Source organism: Ruegeria sp. BHSC223 (assembly GCF_059613025.1).
Genome location: NZ_JBXWRR010000027.1, coordinates 1 through 20,908, shown reverse-complemented (window position 1 = coordinate 20,908; position 20,908 = coordinate 1). Strand labels below are relative to the sequence as shown.

The 20,908-nt window shown below is 63.3% G+C and carries 16 protein-coding genes; 6 read left to right on the top strand and 10 right to left on the bottom strand.

The annotated features are described in order from the left end of the window. Positions 1-365: 365 nt before the first annotated feature. On the bottom strand, positions 366-1,364 hold the full coding sequence (locus AC2FNY_RS20525; RefSeq protein WP_496803605.1) for a flavin monoamine oxidase family protein: 999 nt from the start codon (positions 1,362-1,364) through the stop codon (positions 366-368). Between the two features lie 271 nt (positions 1,365-1,635). Here AC2FNY_RS20525 and acsA point away from each other — a divergent pair, with 271 nt between their 5' ends. The 4 genes from acsA to AC2FNY_RS20505 are packed head-to-tail and all read left to right on the top strand — an operon-like array spanning position 1,636 to position 6,821. Then, positions 1,636-3,378, top strand: a complete 1,743-nt coding sequence (acsA, locus tag AC2FNY_RS20520) for an acetate--CoA ligase (protein ID WP_496803604.1) — start codon at positions 1,636-1,638, stop codon at positions 3,376-3,378. Then, a complete protein-coding gene (gene pdhA, locus AC2FNY_RS20515) occupies positions 3,375-5,372 on the top strand; it encodes a pyruvate dehydrogenase (acetyl-transferring) E1 component subunit alpha (RefSeq protein WP_496803603.1) in 1,998 nt (665 codons plus the stop codon). Before acsA ends, pdhA begins: the two co-directional genes overlap by 4 nt. Position 5,373: 1 nt before the next feature. Further along, positions 5,374-6,570, top strand: coding sequence for a dihydrolipoamide acetyltransferase family protein (locus AC2FNY_RS20510; protein ID WP_496803602.1), 1,197 nt, complete (start codon positions 5,374-5,376; stop codon positions 6,568-6,570). After that, positions 6,567-6,821, top strand: coding sequence for a phosphopantetheine-binding protein (locus AC2FNY_RS20505; RefSeq protein WP_234136157.1), 255 nt, complete (start codon positions 6,567-6,569; stop codon positions 6,819-6,821). The genes AC2FNY_RS20510 and AC2FNY_RS20505 overlap by 4 nt, the downstream gene beginning before the upstream one ends. Positions 6,822-6,844: 23 nt before the next feature. Here AC2FNY_RS20505 and AC2FNY_RS20500 read toward each other — a convergent pair whose 3' ends face one another. After that, positions 6,845-9,529 carry a cation-translocating P-type ATPase gene (locus AC2FNY_RS20500; protein ID WP_496803601.1) on the bottom strand — a complete coding sequence of 895 codons (2,685 nt, stop codon included), beginning with the start codon at positions 9,527-9,529 and terminating at the stop codon, positions 6,845-6,847. Between the two features lie 93 nt (positions 9,530-9,622). Here AC2FNY_RS20500 and AC2FNY_RS20495 point away from each other — a divergent pair, with 93 nt between their 5' ends. Further along, complete coding sequence (locus tag AC2FNY_RS20495; protein ID WP_496803600.1) at positions 9,623-11,239, top strand: oleate hydratase; 1,617 nt, start codon at positions 9,623-9,625, stop codon at positions 11,237-11,239. A gap of 91 nt (positions 11,240-11,330) precedes the next feature. Here the strand turns inward: AC2FNY_RS20495 and AC2FNY_RS20490 are convergent, their stop codons facing one another. The 8 genes from AC2FNY_RS20490 to AC2FNY_RS20455 form a co-directional block, all read right to left on the bottom strand. Then, complete coding sequence (locus tag AC2FNY_RS20490; RefSeq protein WP_234215970.1) at positions 11,331-12,452, bottom strand: serine hydrolase domain-containing protein; 1,122 nt, start codon at positions 12,450-12,452, stop codon at positions 11,331-11,333. 2 nt (positions 12,453-12,454) lie between these two features. Continuing rightward, on the bottom strand, positions 12,455-14,548 hold the full coding sequence (locus tag AC2FNY_RS20485) for an acetate--CoA ligase family protein (protein WP_496803599.1): 2,094 nt from the start codon (positions 14,546-14,548) through the stop codon (positions 12,455-12,457). After that, positions 14,545-15,705 carry an acyl-CoA dehydrogenase family protein gene (locus AC2FNY_RS20480; protein WP_234166143.1) on the bottom strand — a complete coding sequence of 387 codons (1,161 nt, stop codon included), beginning with the start codon at positions 15,703-15,705 and terminating at the stop codon, positions 14,545-14,547. Before AC2FNY_RS20480 ends, AC2FNY_RS20485 begins: the two co-directional genes overlap by 4 nt. A 13-nt stretch (positions 15,706-15,718) precedes the next feature. Continuing rightward, complete coding sequence (locus tag AC2FNY_RS20475) at positions 15,719-16,516, bottom strand: ABC transporter permease (protein WP_496803598.1); 798 nt, start codon at positions 16,514-16,516, stop codon at positions 15,719-15,721. Further along, entirely contained in the window at positions 16,513-17,361 is an 849-nt protein-coding gene (locus tag AC2FNY_RS20470) for an ABC transporter permease (protein WP_496803597.1), read from the bottom strand. Before AC2FNY_RS20470 ends, AC2FNY_RS20475 begins: the two co-directional genes overlap by 4 nt. A gap of 59 nt (positions 17,362-17,420) precedes the next feature. Then, positions 17,421-18,530: an extracellular solute-binding protein gene (locus tag AC2FNY_RS20465; RefSeq protein WP_234136149.1), complete on the bottom strand. Its 1,110-nt coding sequence runs from the start codon at positions 18,528-18,530 to the stop codon at positions 17,421-17,423. A gap of 79 nt (positions 18,531-18,609) precedes the next feature. After that, the gene (locus tag AC2FNY_RS20460; protein WP_496803596.1) at positions 18,610-19,611 is read right to left on the bottom strand and encodes an ABC transporter ATP-binding protein; all 1,002 of its coding nucleotides are present in this window, start codon (positions 19,609-19,611) and stop codon (positions 18,610-18,612) included. Then, positions 19,612-20,502, bottom strand: a complete 891-nt coding sequence (locus tag AC2FNY_RS20455) for a beta-keto acid cleavage family enzyme (protein ID WP_234136146.1) — start codon at positions 20,500-20,502, stop codon at positions 19,612-19,614. Between AC2FNY_RS20455 and AC2FNY_RS20450 the strand changes: the two genes are divergently transcribed. After that, complete coding sequence (locus AC2FNY_RS20450; RefSeq protein WP_496803595.1) at positions 20,494-20,820, top strand: hypothetical protein; 327 nt, start codon at positions 20,494-20,496, stop codon at positions 20,818-20,820. The two genes, AC2FNY_RS20455 and AC2FNY_RS20450, sit on opposite strands and share 9 nt — an antisense overlap. The last annotated feature ends 88 nt before the right edge of the window (positions 20,821-20,908 follow it).

Here is a 20,908-nt window from a genome sequence, read left to right as displayed (position 1 = left end):
TCATTGGGACGCAAGACCGTAAATGCGAGGCGTTGAACGTGGCCGTGCAGGAGCCGTATGTGCGGATCATGAAGGCATTGGACCTGACCCCGTACCGCACCTATCACGCGGGGCTGGAACTATTGTCTGCAGCAGGCCGGCTTGTTGCTCCCGATGGCAAGCCTATGCGGGTGTCCGCCAGCCAACTGCGGCCGAAGCCTGTTTGCATGAAGCGCTGGACGTCGCCCGAAAATGCAAGAAGGCTCCGCTTGTCGCGGAAATCTCACGAAACAAAGACACAAGCTAATCGTCCGATCGGTAGAAGGGACCAGGGGAAAGCTCTTTGCCTGATCAAACGGGTAACACCGAAGCGTATCGCCCGGGCACTAGCTGCGCTGGTTCGCGAGTAACATCAGTCTGGCCCGCGCGGCTTCGGCCGCCGCCAGCGCCCCTTCGAGAAACCCGCCATCCTTGGGCGCGACCTCGGTACCGGCAAAGGTCAGCCGGCGCGTGGGCGTCAGCGCACGATAGGCCGGGTGACCCGCTGGCGGGGTCAGGTCGGCATCGGTGGCGGTTGCCGGATCGCAGCTCCAGTCCTTGATCAAAACCTCATCCGGCGCCGCAGCCTCGTCGCCGAACAGCCGCGCCAGCTGGGCGATAGCCGCCGCGCGAAACCCCGGCTGACGCGCGGCGCCGACATGGGCGAAGCCGAAAAGCGCACCTGCCTCTGCACCAGCAGGCGAGGCATCGTGGATCTCGGCCAAAGGCCCCCGATGCGAGATCGCATCACCATTCAATCCCACGTGCCTCCAAAAGGGTGTAGGATAGATCGCGACCAACTTTGCATGCGCGGCCATCCAGGTGGGGACATCTCGCACCGCTGGTCCCAGCCCCGCAACCAGTCTCGGCGGCAGCGCAAAAACGACGTGCCCGAAGCGGGTGCTGCCATCGGCGGTCGTGACGTTCACACCATCGGACTCTTCTCTCACGCTGTGCACACGACAATCAAGGCGCAGGTGATCGCCCAATGCCTCGGCCAAAGCCTGCGAAACCTGCGCCAGCCCCCCGACGACACGCAGCGCACCGCCCATCGTCGCGAAATCGAGATCGCGACGGACGGCGCCATTTGCGTCCTCAAAGACAAGGCTGCCCGATATGTGCTGGGCGAAAACGCGAAGGCCCAGCCGGTCAAGCAGCGCAAGCATGCGAGCGTTGTGCGGCCAGATCCAGGATGGCCCAAGGTCATAACCATTCTGCGACAGGATGCGACCCCCGGCCCGGGCTCGCGCCTCCAGCAGCGTAACATCGTGGCCGTCGGCCCTCAACGCCGTCGACAGCGCGAGACCGGAAAGACCCGCACCGATGATGCAGACATTAGATATCATGGTCGTTCTTGTGCTCTGACCGCACCGATCTGCTCAAATTCGTACCCAAAGGAATACCCTCTCTGCCAGTCTTGGCTATCAGTGCTCTTGGCCCATAGACCGGGGCGCAAACAAGATACGGCAACGATAGCCCGGCCTGGCAAGGCTTCCACCCCTGACTGCCCGTCTCTGCCTTTACGTTCTGGCATGTGGCATCCGTCCGGCCGCTTTGACATGGATCATTGCTCGCCGGGCGCGCCCTCCAGCACAGTCAATACGGGAGGGCGCCTTGATGCAGGACATCATCAGAAAGCGGCCACGGTCTGGACAGGCCCCGGCTTCGACGCCAGTTGCCGGGTTCGCGACGCTGGATGCCCGCGCGCTGGGACGCTCGCTGGTCACGGGTCTGCCGGATGGCGCGCTCAACATCGGGTACGAAGCCGTCGACCGGCATGTAGCGCGGGGTCATGGCAATGAAACGGCAATTGTCTGGCTGTCGAAAGAGGGCGCGCGCGAGATCACCAGCTATCAGGAGCTTGCTGAACTCTCCTCTCGATTTGCAAATGTGCTGAAGTCGCATGGTCTGGAGAAAGGAGCCCGCGTCTTTTCCGCCATGGGCCGCGAGAAAGAGCTTTATGCTGCGGCCCTGGGCACCTGGAAGGCGGGCATGGTGTTCACGCCGCTCTTCGCCGCCTTCGGACCCGAGCCGTTCAGAACCCGGATGGAGATCGGAGAGGCCAACGTTCTGGTCACCAGCCGCGCACTCTATGAACGCAAGATCGCCGCCTGGCGGGAGGACATCCCGACGCTGCGCCTTGTGTTGATCGTTGGCGAGGAGGCTCCCGAGGGATGCGTCGCGCTGGGTCCGGCGCTGCGCACAGCCTCGCCGGAATACGAGACGCTCCACACCCGGCCCGAAGACCCGGCTCTGATCCATTTCACCTCGGGCACCACCGGCAAGCCCAAGGGTGCGTTGCATGTTCACGAGGCGGTTCTCTACCACGCGCTGTCCGGGCGCCATGCGCTGGGGTTGCGACCCGGCATTCGCTACTGGTGCACCGCCGATCCCGGCTGGGTCACGGGAACGACCTATGGCATCATCTCGCCGCTGGTGAACCGGGCCACGATGGTCGTTGACGAGGCGGAATTCGACCTCGACCGCTGGTACGGGACGCTTCAGCGGGAAAAGGTCCAGATCTGGTATTCCGCCCCGACCGCGATACGGATGATGATGCGGGCCGGCAAGGACGCCGCGGAACCCTTTGATTTTTCCTCCCTCGAGTTTCTGGCCAGTGTTGGCGAGCCGCTGAACCCCGAGGCGGTGATCTGGTCGAACGAGGTGTTCGGGCTGCCGTTCCACGACAACTGGTGGCAGACCGAAACCGGCGGGATCATGATCGCCAACACGCAGGACGCGGACATCAAGCCCGGTTCGATGGGCAAGCCGCTGCCGGGGATCATCGCCGGGATCGTCGAAAACACGGGCGATGGCCTGCGCGAACTGCCGGATGGCGAGATCGGCGAACTGGCCCTGCGGCCGGGCTGGCCGTCGATGATGCGGGCCTATCTGAATGAGCAGGCGCGCTATGACAAATGCTTTGCCGATGGCTGGTACCTGTCCGGCGACTTGGCCATGCGCGATGCCGACGGGTATTACTGGTTCGTCGGGCGGGCCGACGACCTGATCAAGTCCTCGGGCCACCTGATCGGGCCATTCGAGGTGGAAAGCGCGCTGATCGAACATGACGCGGTGGCCGAGGCGGCGGTAATCGGCGTGCCCGATGAAACCGCCGGCGAGGTGGTCAAGGCTTTCGTCACGCTCAATCGCGGTGCGGAACCCGGCCCCGAACTTGAACGCGACATTCGCGGTTTTGCCCGCAAACGCCTGGGGGCCGCCGTGGCCCCGCGCGAGATCGTGTTCCGCAACACGCTGCCGAAAACGAGATCGGGCAAGATCATGCGCCGCCTGTTGAAGGCGCGCGAACTGGGTCTGCCCGAAGGCGATACCTCGACACTGGAGACGGAGGAGACATGAGCACGGAGGAGAAACCGAAGCTTGATCACGACACCGTCCGTCGGCGTCTCGGGGACATGATCCGGATTCGACGCTTCGAAGAACGATGCGCAGAGCTGTATACCCAGGAAAAGATCCGGGGGTTCCTGCATCTCTACGATGGTGAAGAGGCGATTGCCGCCGGGATCATCCCGCTGCTGGCCGAGAAGGACCGGGTTGTCGCCACCTATCGCGAACATGGCCACGCCCTGATGCGCGGCGTACCGATGACAACTGTCATGGCCGAGATGTATGGCAAGGCCGAGGGCTGCTCGGGCGGTCGCGGCGGCTCCATGCACCTGTTCGATGCCGCGCGCAACTTCTACGGGGGAAACGCCATCGTGGGCGGCGGCCTGCCGCTGGCCGCCGGACTTGCGCTGGCTGACAGGATGCGGGGCGACGACACGGTCACTGCCTGTTTCTTTGGCGAGGGCGCGGTGGCCGAAGGCGAGTTTCACGAGGCGATGAACCTTGCCGCGCTCTGGACCCTGCCGGTTCTGTTCGTCTGCGAGAACAATGGCTATGCCATGGGAACCGCGTTGGACCGGTCCGAGTCGGAGACAGATATCGGCCGCAAGGCTGCCGTCTTTGGCATCGAAACACAGGTTGTCGACGGCATGGATGTCGTCGCTGTCCAGGTGGCGGCGGCGAAGGCGCTGCGCCGGATACGCGCGGGCGAAGGCCCTGTATTTCTGGAGTGCCGGACCTATCGGTTCCGGGCGCATTCGATGTTCGACGCCCAGCTCTATCGCGACAAGGCCGAGGTTGAAGCGTGGAGGCAAAAAGGGCCGATCCTGCGGTTCCAGTCCTGGCTCTTGGATAACGGTCTGATCCATGAAGAGGAGATCACGGCGATCGAGGCCCGTGCCGATGCCGAGATCGCCGAAGCAGTACAGTTCGCCGAGGCAGGCACCTGGGAGCCGGTCGAAAGCCTGACCCGCGACGTGGTGGCCGCCGAGGCGCCACCGGTCGCAGCATCCCCGGCCACCGGGGAGAAGATCGAAACCACCTATCGCGAAGCCATTCGCGCGGCGATTTCCGAAGCGATGCGACGCGATGAACGGGTGTTCCTGATGGGAGAGGACGTGGGCGCCTATGGGGGCTGCTATGCGGTGTCCAAGGGGTTGATGGACGAATTCGGCGAGGCCCGCGTGCGCGATACCCCGCTGTCGGAATCCGGCTTTACCGGCGCCGGGATCGGGGCAGCCTGCGCCGGCATGCGCCCCATCGTAGAGCTGATGACGGTGAATTTCAGCCTGCTCGCTCTGGACCAGATCCTGAACACCGCAGCGACGCTCAGGCATATGTCCGGCGGCCAGTTCAACGTGCCCGTGGTGATCCGTATGGCGACCGGCGCGGGCAAGCAATTGGCCGCGCAGCATTCCCACAGCCTCGAAGGCTGGTATGCGCATATTCCGGGGCTCAGGGTGCTCGCCCCCGCGACGCTGGAGGATGCGCGCGGCATGCTGTGGACGGCGCTGGAAGATCCCGACCCGGTGCTGATCTTCGAAAATGTGATGCTCTACAATCGCAGCGGCGAGATCGACGCGGGCGCAGGTGCCGTCGACATCACGCGCGCGGCGATCCGGCGCGAGGGCGGAGATATCACCCTGATCACCTATGGCGGCTCGCTCTACAAGACGCTGGAGGCCGCCGAAGTGCTGGCCGGCGACGGGATCGCGGCCGAGGTGATCGATCTGCGCGTGTTGCGACCGCTTGACGATGAAACCATCATGGCCTCGGTCGCGCGGACGCGGAGGGCGGTCATCGTCGACGAGGGCTGGCGCAGCGGCTCGCTGGCGGCAGAACTATCGGCGCACATCATGGAACAGGTGTTCTGGACACTCGACGCACCGGTCGGGCGGGTCTGTTCGGCAGAGGTGCCGATCCCCTATCCGAAACATCTGGAAGATGCCGCGATCCCGCAGGTCCCCGCCATTGTCGCCGCCGCCAAAACGGCATTGGGGCGCGGCTGAGATGGGTGTTTTCCGAATGCCATCGCTGGGGGCCGACATGGAGGCCGGGACTCTGGTCGAATGGCTGGTGAACCCCGGTGACACGGTCGCGCGCGGTGATGTCGTTGCCGTGGTCGAGACCCAGAAGGGCGCGATCGAGATCGAGGTTTTCGAGGCAGGTACGGTCACGGAACTCTTGGTGGAGATCGGGCAGACCCTGCCGGTTGGTGCCCCCATGGCCCGGATCGGCGACGGCGAAGAAACGGGTGCGGAGCCAAAGCCGCCGGAAGAGGAAACACGACCGGCGCCGAAGGAGCGGAGCGCCCCTGCCCCGCCAGCAGAAGCCGAAGCGCCCTCGGAAAAGCCCGCGCAGCCCCGGCAAGAGCCACCAGCGTCCGCCGCCGGTGCAAGCCCGGCGGCCCGCCGCGCCGCGCAAGAGGCCGGGATCGACCTCGTCCAGGTCAAGGGCTCGGGCCCCCAAGGCGCAATTGTTCTGGCTGATATCGAGGCGCAAATGGGACAGGCCACGCCCACCAGCCGGCCAGCCGGAGAAGGCCTGTCGGACATGCGCCAGGCCGTCGCCGCCGCGATGAGCCGGTCCAAGCGCGAGATACCGCATTTCTACGTCTCGCACACGGTCGAAACCCAACCGGTTTCGGAATGGCTCGCGCAGCAGAACGCCGAGCGACCGCCAGCCGAACGAATTTTGCTGGGAGCCGTCTTTGTCAAGGCGGCGGCCATGGCGGCCCGGCAGGTCGCGGCTCTCAACGGTCATTTCACAGAGGGTGGTTTTGTCCCCTCGGAAACGGTGAACATCGGCATGGTCATTTCCCTGCGCGGTGGCGGGTTGGTGGCCCCTGCGCTGGCCGATGTCGACAAGATGAGCTTGTCGGATGTCATGGCCGAGTTGCGCGACATGGTCACGCGGGCGCGTTCCGGACGCTTGCGCGGTTCCGAGCTGACACGCGGCACCCTGACCGTGTCGAGCCTGGGCGAGGACGGCGCAGAGGGCATGACCGGAGTGATCTTTCCCCCGCAGGTCGGGCTTCTTGCCGTGGGCGCGCCACAGATACGACCATGGGTAACCGGGGCCGGGGTGGAACCGCGCCAGGTCACGACCCTTGTTCTGTCCGCCGACCACCGTGTTTGCGACGGGCGGCAGGCATCCCGGTTTCTCGTCGCCATCCAAGACTGCCTTGCCAGACCGGAGGAGCTATGAACGAAACCGAAACGAGGGCGATCTTTCTGGAGGAACTCAACCGGGTCGCGCCCGACATAGACCCGGCAACGGTAAGGGACACAGACCATCTTCAGGATGATCTGGACCTGGATTCCATGGATATCCTCAATCTCGTGACAGCGCTGCATGCGCGTCTCGGCGTTTCGATCCCCGAGTCCGACTACAAGGAGATTGAAACGCCACGGAAAGCCAGCGGATATCTTGCCAGACGGCTGCGCGAGCCGGAGTAACAGGCGCTGCTGCCAGCGCGTCGTCAATCCGCTTGCGTGGTGCTTCGGCCTGCGCGCAACCACACGCCCCCGACCACAACTGGAAACAGGCTTGCACCGACCGCCAGCGCCATTGGCCGCCAGCCCAGCGGCGTCAGTTGCAACGCCTCTGAAACGGCCGGGATCTGGAACGCGGCCACCAGCAACCCCATGCAGAACGCCAGCGCGGCATAGACCCAAGGGTTTCTGGTGATGCTGTTGACCAAGCCACGTTCGCCCCGGTCACGCATGTTGAACACGTGCCACAGCTGCGCAAGAGCAAGGGTCAGGAACGCGACGGACACGGCATCACGAGCATCCATGTCCAGCCGGTCCAGCGCAATCCAGAACGCCCCCAGCGTGGCAATGGTGATGGCAAGGCCGAAGACGACGATATCAACCCATTGCGGCATTCCGACGATCGGCTCTTTCGGGTTGCGCGGCGGGCGTTTCATGACGCTGCGATCCCCCTCGCCCAGACCCAGTGCAAAGGCGGGAAAGACATCCGTCACGATGTTCAGGAACAGGATCTGAAGTGGCAGCAGCGGCGCGGGCAACCCCGCGGCAATGGCCAGCCCGACGATCAGTATCTCACTGAAATTGCAGGACATGAGGTAGATGACAAAGCGCCGGATATTGCCAAAGATGACACGCCCCTGCCACATCGCCGCAACGATCGATGAGAACGCATCATCCTTGAGAATGACATCCGCCGCATCGCGCGCGACCTGCGTGCCGCGCTGACCCATGGCGATACCGATATCGGATTTCTTCAGAGCGGGCGCATCGTTCACACCGTCACCGGTCATCGCAACGATATGACCGGCGTCCTGGTAGTGGGCGACCAGCTTCAGCTTGGTTTCCGGAGCAACACGGGCGAAAACATCAACCTGTTCCAGTTGATCCCGCATCTCGGCATCGTTGCCCCTCGTTTTCAACCCTTCAAGCGAGGTTTCGGACAACGCAACGATGCGGCCATCCTCTCCGAGACCGGCCTGGAACGCGATCTCCCTGGCCGTCGCAATATGGTCACCGGTCATCATGACAACGCGCACTCCGGCGCCCCGGCACTCGGCAATGGCGGCGGGCACATCCTGTCGGAGCGGATCCAGAAGCGTGACGAAGCCGATAAGGATCAGAGACTGATAGAGGGCGGCATCCTCTGGACCGCCTTGTTTGTAGGCCAACCCGATCAGGCGATAGCCGTCACCTGCCGCATCCTCGACACGTTGCAGCCAGTCCTGCCGCGCGACCTCGGAGAGGTCACGGATGCCCGCTGTCGTCAAAACACGATCAGAGGCGTCGATCACCGCTTCGGGCGCCCCCTTGACCGCGGTAAACACATCGCCGCCTGCGGAATGCAGCGTCGCCATCATCTTGAATTCGGGATCATAGGGATGTTTGGCGATCTCGGGCCTGTCCTCCGCGTCGAGATCGGGACGCACGCCAAGCAGTTCGGCAAAATGCAGCAGGGCGACTTCCATCGGGTCACCGACCCCGTGTTGCGCGCCCGCCTGACCGATCTCGGCAGTATTGCACAACACGCCGATTTCCAACGCGAGACGCAGATCGGGCTCGGTCACGGCCGCCTGCGCATTCAACAGATCAGCGGCCGCCACATCGCGCCCGTCCAGCAGGAACCCCGCGACAGTCATGCGGTTCTCGGTCAGTGTTCCGGTCTTGTCCGTCAGGATCAGCGTCGTGGCGCCCAGGGTTTCCACCGCCGAAAGCCGTTCGATCAACGTGTTCCGCCGCGCCATCCGCAACATGCCTCGGGCAAGCGCGAGCGTGGCGACGACCGGCAACCCCTCGGGCACTGCCGCAACGGCCAGTGCGATTGCGGTTTCGATCATGTCTACCAGCGCCAGACCTCGTACAAACCCGATTGTGCCAATCAGGGTGGATAGGGCGATGGTGATCAGGACCAGGGTGCGACCCAACCTGTCGAGGCGCTTTTCCAGCGGATGCGCTGCAGCCTCGGCGGTTTGAACCAGTGTCGATATCCGACCCAGTTCCGTTTCGGAACCGATCGTCGCGACCACGCCGATCCCATCGCCCCGCGTCACCGCCGTGCCCTTGAAGGCCATGTTGGTTCGATCCGCCACGAGGGCGTCCAGAGCAAGCGGCGCGACGGTTTTCGAAACGGGGGCCGATTCACCGGTGAGCGCGGATTCGTTGCATTGCAGCGTGTCGACCTGGATCAACCGCAGGTCGGCAGGCACCACATCCCCCGCCTCGACGACAACGATGTCGCCCGGCGTGATCTCATGCACCGGCAGCATGACCGAATGACCGTCACGCCGGACCCGTGCCGTTGCCGCGGTGAGACTGAACAGCGCCTCCATCGAGCGCAGGGCATTCCAACTGGTGAAGAAGCCGATGGCGGTGTTGATGGCCAGAACGAGGATGATCGCAACCGCTTCGGGATGGTCCCCCACCGCCACCGACAACAGCGCGGCAGCACTCAGCAACCAGACGATCACGCTGCGGAACTGATCGAGCAAGAGTGCCAACGCAGAGCGACGCTTCACCCTGTCCAGACGGTTGTCACCATAGGTTTGCCGGCGCAAGGCGGCCTCGCCCGACGACAGGCCGATTTCCGGGTCGACGCCAAGAAGAGCGAGCGCCGCCGCGCTCCCGTCTGCGTGGACCTGTGATCGTATCTCGCTTTCTACATGGGTGCGTGACATGGGCTTTCGCGATCCGAAGGCAGTTGAACACCCGCCTCCAACAAAACATTTTTCGACCGGGTTCCAGACGCCTGTCGGCACCATGATCTATAGATGCTAGAATTGAGATACAATCTGGTGAAAGGTCACGCCATGCCAACGGCGACGCACGCGCAAACACATCATATCGTAGGGGCCGGCATCGCGGGGCTGGCGACGGCGGTGTATCTGTGCCGCGACGCGGGCGTTGCCGGTCACGACATCCATATCTACGAAGCGCTGGAGACAGCGGGCGGGGCGCTTGACGGATCGGGGAGTGCCGAAACCGGTTACCTGGTTCGAGGCGGTCGCATGTTCGAAGACCAGTTCGACTGCACACTGGATCTTCTCGACAGCATTCCTCTTGCCGACGATCCGGCAACCTCGCTCAAGGAGGATCTTCTTGCGTTCAACCGCATGGTTCCGGGATCGTCCAATTGCAGGCTGGTGCGTGATGGCAGGCCGGCCGAGGACCGGTACGAACTGACGCTGACCGCACGTGACATTGTAGACATAAACAGGCTGTTCTTGCACAGCGAACGCGGTCTGGGCGGCAAAACCATCCAGGACTGGTTTCAACCCGGTTTCTTCGATAGCAATTTCTGGCTGATGTGGTCGACGATGTTCTCGTTCCAGCCGTGGCATTCGCTGACCGAAATGCAGAGGTATCTGCGACGTTTCATCCATCTGTTTCCGGGCTTTACCCGGATCGCCGGGATCTTGCGGACACGCCACAACCAGTATGATTCAATCATCGCTCCGATCCTGACGTGGCTGAAGGCCCGCGGGGTGCAGGTCAATACCCGAGCACATGTCGCAGATGTCGTGATAAAGGGCACCAAACTGGATCGCCGGGTCACCAATCTTGTTCTGCTCGACGGAAAGACGGTACCGGTTGGGTCCGGTGGTTATGTTTACCTGACCCTCGGGTCGATGACAGAGGGCTCCACGCTGGGCTCCAACGACCACGCGCCGAGCTCCGGGAAAGATCCCGGACCGAGCTGGAGCCTGTGGCAGAAGTTGGCGAGAGAACACGACGGGTTTGGAAACCCAGACAGGTTCCTGGGCCAATCGAACCAGACCGCATGGACCTCCTTTACCGTGACTATGGATGGTCCGGCATTCTTCGAGTTCATGGAGGATTTCACTAACAACCGCACGGGAACCGGTGGCCTTGTGACCTTTGCCGGTTCGGGCTGGACGCTTTCACTTGTGATGCTCCATCAGCCGCATTTCCGTGCGCAGGAACACGGAACCTATGTCTTCTGGGGCTACGGGCTGCGGGGAGACCGGAACGGCGACTTTGTCAAAAAACCCATGTCGGAGGCCACCGGAGCCGAAATCATCGAGGAGCTTTCCGGTCAGCTGCACCTGTCCGAGGAACAGAAAGGCTGGTTCGCCACGGCCCGTATCCTGCCCTGCAGGATGCCCTTGATCACCAGCCAGTTCATGCCGCGCAACTCCGGCGACCGGCCCGACGTGCGCCCGCCCGGAGCGCGGAATTTCGCGATCATCGGGCAGTATTGTGAATTGCCCCGCGACTGCGTCTTTACGGTGGAATACTCTGTTCGATCGGCCCGGACCGCGGTTGCGCAGCTGACCGGCCTCGTGGACACCCCTCCGCCGGTGGCACGCACCGATCTTGATCCGATGGTGTTGGGCCGGGCGGCCAGGATGCTTTTGGGAATGTAGCCCAGGCGACCGTTCTGCCCGTCTCAAGCTTGTCAGCTTTGTCGCTACCCTTTTGACACCTTCTTGTTGCTGCCCCCAAAGGTTGCTTTGATCAAGCGAGAATCTCGCAAATATGTTTCGCACAAACTGCTACCTGCGACATGTAATTCACATCATAGCCAGCATCGTTTTCCAAAACGCTGAGCAGCGCGCAGGAGGTTCCTGTTTCGGTATCGACGAGCAGGAACTGCCCGCCATAACCGGCATGACCTAACAAGCGCCCGTTTGTCATCAGATGGCCGGAGTACCGCAGCCAATCGCGTGGCGGTTCCAGGCTTGGCGCTGCACGCTCCAAGCAATAGCGCAGGAAACCGGTGTTCGGATACGCCACGTCGTCCGAAATCCCCGCAAACAGCAGCCCGAACCGTGCCAGGTCGCGGGCGCTCAGACAGCCGCCCCCGGAAAAGGCGGGCAGGTGTTCGGGGCTGAGACTGATGTGGAACGCGCCTTCATATCCCGCCGCATCGGCGATTTCCTCGACCATCCGGGCCAGCGGCACCGGTGACACCGCCGCCGCGATCAGGGTCAGCACATCGGTATTGGCCGACTTGTATTCGGCGAGCCCAGGTGGCGGGCCGGGCCGGAACCCGGTGATCCCGGCGGCGAATTGGGCCAGGCTGGGCTCGGGCGCGCCCTCGGGCGGCAGCCGCCAGCCAAGCGCGATTTCCTCGGTGTAGCAATCCGATAGCGGGTCAGAATAATCCTCGGAGAAATCGTTGCGCACCGCCATGTCCAGCAGGGCCCCCAGCGGCGCATCCGCATAGCCGCTTCCGATCTCCGGCAGGTATTCAGAAACCGGCGCATCAAGCGAGACCAGTCCCTGCGCCAACAGGCGACCAAAGATCAGGTGGATATGCAGCTTGGTCACCGACTGGATCGAATGCGGCGCGGTGGGGCTGAAATCCTCCGCTGCGGACTCGAAGATCAGAGCGTCGCCACGCAAGCAGCAAAAGGCGGAAAAGGCCGGATGCGCCAGCAGCGCGCGCAGCTCCGGCAAGGCCGCCGGCAGGTCGATCGGGGACGGCACCAACGGCAGCACATTGCGCGACCGCACCATCAGCGTGCGCCGGAACAGGTGATGCGCGTTGTGAAACCCGTGGCGCCGGTGGGCGGGCCTGTTCCAGCGCTGCTTGTTGCTGTCATCGACGGCCAGATCCGGGTTTGGAATGCGCATGGCTAGTCCCCGGCCACGCGATGCAACAGCACGTCGATGGCCACCACCCGGTCAGGATAGACAAAGAGCGGGTTGATCTCGACCTCGGCGATCTTGGCGCAGTCTTGCAGATAGGCGCGCGACAGGGCGTGAATGGCATCAGCGACCTGCGCCAGATCGGCCGCGGGCCTGCCGCGGTATCCGCGCAAGAGCGGGGCAAGACGCAACCCCTCCAGCCCGCGCTTCACCTCTGCGACGCTGCAAGGCAAGAGCAGCGTCACCGCATCGCCCAGAAGCTCGACCAGAACACCGCCGCTTCCAAGTACCAGCGCATGCCCGAATTGCGGATCGCGCCGCAGGGTCAGGATCAGTTCGGCCAGCGGCGGTGGCGACATCGCCTCGACCAGGAACCGGTCGGTGACAGCATCGGCATCATAAGCGGCGACCGCATTCGACATTTGCGTAAGCGCCGTTTGCAACTGGGCCGGGTCAGCAAGGTTCAGCGCAACGGCCCCGGCCTCGGTCTTGTGGGCAAGATGTTGGCTCATCATCTTGAGCGCGACCGGAAAGCCGATCTCTGCCGCCGCGCGCGCGGCCTCTTGGGCGGTAACGACCCCACCCGCAGGAACGGGCATACCTGCCGTTCGAAGCCACTCCTTGCCGGTATCCTCGGTCAAACCCGTCAGAGCAACCTCGGCGAGGGGCCGCAACAGTGGCGCGGGCATCTCCGACAGGATGCGCGCGCGCGCAGCGCTCCAACCTGCCGCGTCCCGGATCGCGTTCAGAGCCTCGTGAATGCCCTGCATCGGCGCGACGCCCTGCGCGATCAGCATCCGGCGGGTGTCGGAATCCATATTCTCGGGGATGGTGGCCAGGATCGCGGCGGGCACCTGGTGTTCGCTGGCGGCACGGGCAAAGGCGCCGGCGTCGTTGAGGTAGAATACCTTGGAATCGTCCAGCCCCGTGGCGGGGTAATCCTGTACCAGCACGGTGAAATCAGGCGCTACTGCCTTCAACGTCCGGGAAAACACCGGATAAGTGTGTTCGGCCTGACCCCAGATCGGCGTCGTATAGTCCAGCGGGTTCGAGACGGTGGCGATCTCGGGCAGCAAGGCCTTCAGTTCGCCGCGATCCGCGCCCTCAATAGTCGGAAAGCTGAGCCCGATCTTTTCGGCGTGATCGGCCAGCATCGTGGCCCCGCCGCCTGAACAAGTGAACCCCGCCACCCGCGCACCGCCCGGCGCGCCGGTCACGCACAAGAGCTTGAGCGTTTCCAGAAACTGCGACGGGTTGCTGACCGAGATCACACCGCAGCGGGCAAAGAGCGCCTCGTAAAGCTCGTTCGCCCCGGATAGCGAGCCGGTATGACTGATCGTCAGCGCCGCCCCGATATGGGAGCTCCCGGATTTCAGCGCCACCACCGGCACACCGCGTTCCAGCGCCCGCAGCGCGGCGCGTTCGAACCGGGCCACATCCTGCAAGCCCTCGATATGCAGGCCGATGGCGCGCACCGCCGGGTCACTTGCGAAAGCGTCCAGAAAATCCTCGAGCCCCAGAACCGCCTGATTGCCCGCCGACACCATATAGGCCATCGGCAGCGAGCGCTGGCTCATCGTGATATCGGACGAGAACATGCCCGATTGGGTGATGATCGCCGCACCATATCCCGGCGACCAGCCGCCATGTTCAAAGGACCACAGCGCCGAATTGCCCACATAGTTGATCAGCCCGTAACAATTGGGCCCGATCAGCGCCATGTCGCCCGCCGCCGCGATCAGCGCCCTTTCGGCGGCCGCATCGCCGGTTTCCTTGAACCCGGCGGAAAAGCAGACAACACCGCCCGCCCCCATCGCCGACAATTGCCCCAGCGCGCCCGTAACCGCGGCGGCGGGAATGGCCAGATAGACCGCATCGGGGGCCTCGGGCAGATCGGCGATGGTCGGCACACAAGCCACCCCTTCCAACGTGTCGCGCCTGGGGTTCACCGCCCACATCCGCCCAGCAAAGCCGCGCCTGCGCGCCTCGCGGATGGCAATCGCCGCATCGCGCCCGCCGACAAAGGCGATATGGCGCGGGGTCAGCAGGCGTTGGAAATTCTCACGCTGCGCCGGTCTCATGCACCAAGCGGCCTCAACATCGAACGGGTGATGATATGGCGCTGGATCTCGCTGGTGCCATCCCAGATCCGTTCCAGCCGGCTGTCGCGCCACAGACGTTGAACCGGCAATTCCTCCATCAGCCCCATGCCGCCGAATATCTGCACCGCGTCATCTGCGATCCGGCCCAGCATTTCCGAGCAGAAGACCTTGACCATCGCCGCGTCCTGATCGGCCATGCGGCCCGATTGGTGACGGGCAACCGCATCCGTCACCATCAGGTTGGCCGCGCGCAGGTTCATCGCCCCGTCCGCCAGCCGGAACCCGGTGGCCTGAAAGGAACCGATCGGCTGGCCGAACTGGCGACGATTGGCGGCCCATTCCGTCGCCATCTCCAGAATGCGCTCGGCCTTGCCGCAACACGACGCTCCGACCCAGATGCGCCCCATGCCCAGCCATTGACCGGCGATCTCGAACCCCCTGCCCTCTTCGCCCAGGATCTGGCCCGGGCCAAGGCGGACATTGTCGAAATGCAGCTCGAAGGTCTTGTAGCCGCGATAGCTGACCGATCTGGTGCCTTCGCGGCAGACAAAACCGGGGGTACCGACATCGACCAGAAAGGCGGTGACGCGCTTGCGTGGACCGCGCGGGGTGTCATCGGCACCGGTGGAAGCAAAGACAATGGCGAAATCGGGCATGCAGGGGCCCGAGATGAAATGCTTGGACCCGTTCAGGATCCAGTCGTCGCCGTCCCGGCGGGCGTTGGATTTCATCCCCATCGCATCCGACCCGGCGTCGGGCTCGGTCAGGCCGAACAATTCGCGTTTCTCGCCGCGCACGCAGGGCAGCAGGTATTTCTCGCGCTGTTCTCCCTCGCAGGCCAGCAGGATCTCGGTCGGGCGCGCGGCCCAGCTGTGCAGGGCGTGGGTGGTCTTGCCGAATTCCTGCTCGATGATGCGCTGCGCCGACAGGTCAAGACCGCCGCCGCCGACCTCTTCGGGCAGGTTGCAGGCAAACAGGCCAAGCTCGTGCGCGCGTGCCTCGATCTGGCGGCCGATCTCTTCGGGGACATGGCCCAGGCGGTCGACCTCGTCCTCGTGCGGCATCATCTCGGTTTCCACGAACTTGCGGACCGTGGCGGTCAGCAATTCATGTTCGTGGCTGGTTTCCATGTTCATGTCGGAACCTTTCTCAGCTTCGGCTCTCGCCTGCATTGCGCCGCGACAGGATGGCCGAGACGACAAAGGCGATGATCGTGATGGCGATCAGAACCACGGCCGCGGCGGCCACGGTCGGGTCGGTGTTCTCGCGGATGCCGTTCCACATGCGGCGCGGCAGGGTGTAGACGCTGAACTTGGAGATGAAGAGCGTCACGACGATCTCGTCCCAGCTCAGGATGAAGGCAAAGAGCGCGCCTGCAAAGACACCGGGCCGGATCGAGGGCAGGATGACCCGCCGCATGGTTGTCCAGTTCGACGCACCGAGGTTCTTTGACGCCTGTTCCAACCTTGGGTCAAAGGTGGCGAGCGAGGCGCTGACCGTGATCAAGACCATGGGTGCGGCCAGGATCGTATGGGCCAGAATCAGGCCCTGATAGCTATCCAAGAGGCCCAGCGGGATCCAGAGCCGGTAAAAGGCCATGGCCGAGATGATCTGGGGAATGATCAGCGGCAACAGCAGAAAGGCGCGCACAAGCTCGCTGTACTTGGACGAAACCCGCCACAGGCCGATGGCGCAGAGCGTGCCCAGAAAGGTGGCCAGTACCGAGGTCGACAAGGCAATGACCCCGCTCTGGAAGAAACTCGACAGCCATTCCTCGCTGGTGAAGAGGTGTTGGAAATGCCGCAATGACAGCTCGTCCCTGGGCATCGACAGGAACCGCTTGGGCGTCAGCGAGACCGGGATCGCGATCAGGGCCGGTGTCACAAGGAACAGCAGCAGCACCCAGGCGCCGGCGCGGTTGAAGAGCGAAAACAGGCCAGGTCTCATCGCGTGCTGCCCCCGAAGACGGCGCTGAGCTTCATGAAGCGCGACATGATCCAGAGCATGGCCAGAACCCCGGCCAGCATCAGCGCCGCCAGCATCGCTGCCGTGCCCCATTTCAGGGTGACGAGAAGCTGGACCGAGATGTATTCGGCCACCATCAGCACCTTGCCCCCGCCCAGCACCGCCGGGGTGACGTAAAACCCGAGGCTGAGGATGAAGACCAGCAAGGTCGAGGCCACGATACCCGGCAGGGTCAAGGGCAGGTAGATGCGCCAGAAGGTCTGGCTGCCGCTGGCGCCGAGGTTGCGCGAGGCATCCATGACCCGGCTATCCAGCGATTGCATGCTGACCAGCAGCGGCAGCACCGCATAGGGGATCATGTAATGCACCATGCCGATCAGCACCCCCAGTTCGTTGCGCATGAAGGCGATGGGGGCCGAGATCAGGCCAAGTGTTTCAAGCGTGTTGTTGACCAACCCGTTGCGCCCCAGCAGCATCAGCCAGGAGAAGGTCCGTACCAGGATCGAGACCCAAAACGAGACCAGCAGCAGGGTCAACATGTAATTCTTCTGCCGCTGGTGGCAGTGCACCATCGCATAGGCAATGGAATAGCCCAGCGTCACGCTGAACACGGTCGTGATCACGCAGATGCGCAACGTGGTCCAGACGATCCGCAACAGCGTGTCGCCTTCGAAAAGCTTGCGATAGTTGCCCAGCCCCGGTTCGGGATCGGTCACGCTCAGCCACATGATGTTCAGGATCGGGCCGAGATACAGCGCGACCACAAGCACCAGAAGCGGCGCGATGATGGCCCAGCCGGGATGGATATGTCTTGCCACTGCGTTCATGTCCGTGTTCCGAAGGACCGCGCCCGCCCGTCACTGGGGACGGGCGCGGCCTCAGGGTCCTAGCTGATCGCCTCAAGGAAGGCGTTCACCGCGTCACCGCCATTCTCGCCCCACCAGGTCGGGTCGTTATAGACGATCTTGTCGATGTTCATCGCCGAGGTGATGGCATAGGGCTGCTGATCCTCGGGGATTTCACCAAAGGCCGCCGGGTTCGACGGGGTCATGCCAAGGCAATCGAGCAGCTTGAGCTGGGCGGGAACCTCTTGCGCGGTGGCGATGAACTGCATCACCGCCTCGCGGCCCGCCGGGTTGCCCTTGGGCACGATATAGGCGCCGGGCATGGCCATGGCCTGGTTGTTGACCAGCTTGAAACGGCCATCGGTATCATTCTCCATGTTGCGCCCGCGGTTCTGCCAGACGATGGCCATTGTGACCTCGCTGTTGACCACCATCGAATGCACTTCGGAGCCCGAGCCCCAATAGATGCTGTCATCCTTGATCGACTTGATCTTGTTCAGCGCCCGCTCCATGTCGAGCGGATAAAGCGCGTCGCCCGCCACGCCATCGGCCATCAGCGCCGCTTCGAGCGAACCGTTGGCCCATTTGTACAGCGCCCGCGTGCCCGGGAAATTGGCGGTGTCAAAGAAGTCCTTCCAATCCTTGGGCGGGTTGTCGCCATAGGCTTCGGTGTCATAGACGAAGGCATAGCCATACAGGATCACCGACACCCCGAATTCCAGCGCATAGCCCGGCAGGGTCTTGTCCTTGCTGACGATGGAATAGTCGATCGGCTCCAGATGCCCGGTCGGCCCAAGCGACACCGCGTTGAACAGGTCGGCATCGGCCACGTCAGCGGTCACATTACCGCTGTCCACCATCTCCTTGATCTTGCCCTCGAGCGGGCCGGAGGTGTCGAATTTCACCCCCTTGCCGGTGGCCGCGGTAAAGGCCTCGCCAATGGCCGAGCCGTGGCATTCGACCGACTGACCGCCCCAGTTCCACATCACCACATGGTCGGCCGCCGCCTGCGCGTCACCCGCCAGCACGGCGTTCATGGCGATACCCGAGGCACCGCAAAGCGCCAGAAAGGTGCGCCGGTCCATGCGCCCTTCCTTGTAGGCATGGGCGCTTTCGGTGAGCATTTCCTTCATGAATTGCTTGTCTTGCATTTCGTCCTCCGTGTCAGATGCCCATGGCCTTGCCGGGCGATTGTTGTGACGCCTTGAACGGCGTTCTTAGGATTCTCATTCAGCTTTCGTTCAGTTCCACCGCCGCCGCGTCCTGCCAGCTCAGTTCGACGGCCTCGCCCTCGTTGAGGGGCTGCCGGTTGCGCCAGACGTCGATATCCACCTCGATCTGTTCGGCCTCGGTCGTTTCGACGATGATCCGCTGCATCGACCCGAAATAGGTGATGCTGGTGATGGTTCCCTGACGCCGGGCCTGCGGGTGACCGCTGCCCAGGTGAATGTCGATCTTCTCGGGGCGCAGCGCATGAACCCGGCCGTTCTGGTGAATGAAATTCGACTTGCCCAGGAAACTGGCGGCAAAACGGGTTGCGGGCCGCTCGTACAGCTCTTGCGGAGAGCCCACCTGTTCGATGGCGCCGTCGCGCATGATGACGATGCGGTCGGACATCGACAGCGCCTCTTCCTGGTCATGGGTGACATAGATGAAGGTCGTGCCGACCCGGCGGTGAATGTCCTTGAGCTGCTCCTGCACCTCGACCCGCAATTTCTTGTCCAGCGCGCCCAGCGGCTCGTCCAGCAGCAGGACCGGCGGCGCGAAACACAGCGCCCGCGCCAGCGCCACCCGCTGTTGCTGACCGCCCGAGAGCTGACCGGGCTTGCGGTTGGCGAAATCCTGCAACTGGACCAGTTCCAGCATCTCGTCGACACGGGCCCGGATCTCGGCCTCGGGCCGTTTGCGCACGCTCAGCGCATAGCCGATATTGTCGCGCACCGTCATATGCGGGAACAGGGCATAACCCTGAAACACCATGCCAAAGTTGCGCTTCTCGGCAGGTACTTCGGCGATCGAGCTTCCGTCCAGCGCGATATCGCCGCTGGTGATGTCCAGAAACCCCGCGATCATCATCAACAGCGTCGTCTTGCCCGAGCCCGAAGGCCCAAGCAGGGTCAGGAACTCACCCTTGCGGATTTCCAGATCAACCTCGTTGACCGCCCGGAACGCGCCGAAATATTTCGACACGCCTTCGATCCGCAGGCTGCCGCCAGAGAACGCGTCGGCCATCTACCCCTCCGCCCCGCGCAGGTTCAGCTTGGCGCGGGCCTCATTCGGTGTCAGCAGGCGCGCGCCCATGCGTTCGACGATCTCGCGCGCACGGGTCACCAGTTGGCCGTTGGTCGCCAGAACGCCGCGTTCGAGATAGATGTTGTCCTCCAACCCGACGCGGATATTGCCGCCCAGCGCCACGGCGGCGGCGGCCATCGGCATCTGGCCGCGACCAATTCCGAAGCTGGCCCAGCTGGCCCCCGCAGGCAGCTGCGATTTCATCGCCACCATGGTTTCAACATCCTGATCCGCGCCCCAGGGGATACCCAGACACAGCTGGAACATCGGCGGCGCGTCGATCAGCCCCTCGGCGATCATCGCCTTGGCAAAGCGGATATGGCCCAGATCGAACACTTCCAGCTCGGGCTTCACCCCCCATTCCTGCACCAGCGCGGCCATCCGGCGCAGCGTCGGCGGGGTCGAGATATAGATCATGTCGGTATCCGAGAAATTCAGCGTCCCGCAATCCAGCGAACAGATATCGGGGCGGCATTCCTCGATATGGGCCAGCCGTGCCTCGGGTCCGATCATGTCGGTGCCCGGTCCGGGCATGGCCGGATTGGCGGGGTCCGAGATCCAGTCTCCGCCCATGCCCGCGGTCAGGTTGATCACCACGTCGGTGCCGCTGTCGCGTACACGGTCGACGATCTCCTTGAACAGTTTCGGATCGCGCGAACCCTGGCCGGTTTCCGGATCTCGGGCATGGATATGGGCAATGGCCGCGCCCGCTTTGGCGGCCTCGATTGCCGCCTCGGCAATCGCCTTGGGCGTGACCGGGACATGCTGGCTTTTACCGGTTGTGTCCCCGGCGCCGGTAACGGCGCAGGTCAGCACGACATCGTGGTTCATGCGATTTTTTCCCTGTTGTTTTTTCCAGTTTGCTGGCCGGATCAACCCAAAAACTGTCGATTATTCGCCGCATTTCAGGTGTTCATGTCGAAAAATGCTCAGGCAAGAAAATGTAGCCGTAGGAAAGATCCAGCAGTTCCAACTGCTAGCCTCTCAAGCTTCTGTCAGAAAGATTCCAGTCAGCCGGGACCCAGTGACCTGGAAGGCTCGGAGCGGCTGGCAGAACTGGCGGCGATTGGCGGCCCAATCGGTCGCCATGTCCAGAATGCGCGCGGCCTTGCCGCAACAGGACGCGCAGAGACGGTTCCGGAAAACTGAACATCCGGGATAAGTGGATTTTCCGCGCAACAGCAGCATGATGCTGCGAGCGAGGAGAAGACCATGACAAGACGACCGCGCCGGAACC

What these genes read in the sequence shown, in the direction of transcription:
- AC2FNY_RS20500 (WP_496803601.1), bottom strand. Translation starts at nt 9,529, where the DNA reads ATGTCACGCACCCATGTAGAAAGCGAGATACGATCACAGGTCCACGCA.
- AC2FNY_RS20505 (WP_234136157.1), top strand. Translation starts at nt 6,567, where the DNA reads ATGAACGAAACCGAAACGAGGGCGATCTTTCTGGAGGAACTCAACCGG.
- AC2FNY_RS20465 (WP_234136149.1), bottom strand. Translation starts at nt 18,530, where the DNA reads ATGCAAGACAAGCAATTCATGAAGGAAATGCTCACCGAAAGCGCCCAT.
- pdhA (WP_496803603.1), top strand. Translation starts at nt 3,375, where the DNA reads ATGAGCACGGAGGAGAAACCGAAGCTTGATCACGACACCGTCCGTCGG.
- AC2FNY_RS20475 (WP_496803598.1), bottom strand. Translation starts at nt 16,516, where the DNA reads ATGAGACCTGGCCTGTTTTCGCTCTTCAACCGCGCCGGCGCCTGGGTG.
- AC2FNY_RS20510 (WP_496803602.1), top strand. Translation starts at nt 5,374, where the DNA reads ATGGGTGTTTTCCGAATGCCATCGCTGGGGGCCGACATGGAGGCCGGG.
- AC2FNY_RS20495 (WP_496803600.1), top strand. Translation starts at nt 9,623, where the DNA reads ATGCTAGAATTGAGATACAATCTGGTGAAAGGTCACGCCATGCCAACG.
- AC2FNY_RS20480 (WP_234166143.1), bottom strand. Translation starts at nt 15,705, where the DNA reads ATGAACATGGAAACCAGCCACGAACATGAATTGCTGACCGCCACGGTC.
- AC2FNY_RS20485 (WP_496803599.1), bottom strand. Translation starts at nt 14,548, where the DNA reads ATGAGACCGGCGCAGCGTGAGAATTTCCAACGCCTGCTGACCCCGCGC.
- AC2FNY_RS20490 (WP_234215970.1), bottom strand. Translation starts at nt 12,452, where the DNA reads ATGCGCATTCCAAACCCGGATCTGGCCGTCGATGACAGCAACAAGCAG.
- AC2FNY_RS20525 (WP_496803605.1), bottom strand. Translation starts at nt 1,364, where the DNA reads ATGATATCTAATGTCTGCATCATCGGTGCGGGTCTTTCCGGTCTCGCG.
- AC2FNY_RS20455 (WP_234136146.1), bottom strand. Translation starts at nt 20,502, where the DNA reads ATGAACCACGATGTCGTGCTGACCTGCGCCGTTACCGGCGCCGGGGAC.
- acsA (WP_496803604.1), top strand. Translation starts at nt 1,636, where the DNA reads ATGCAGGACATCATCAGAAAGCGGCCACGGTCTGGACAGGCCCCGGCT.
- AC2FNY_RS20460 (WP_496803596.1), bottom strand. Translation starts at nt 19,611, where the DNA reads ATGGCCGACGCGTTCTCTGGCGGCAGCCTGCGGATCGAAGGCGTGTCG.
- AC2FNY_RS20470 (WP_496803597.1), bottom strand. Translation starts at nt 17,361, where the DNA reads ATGAACGCAGTGGCAAGACATATCCATCCCGGCTGGGCCATCATCGCG.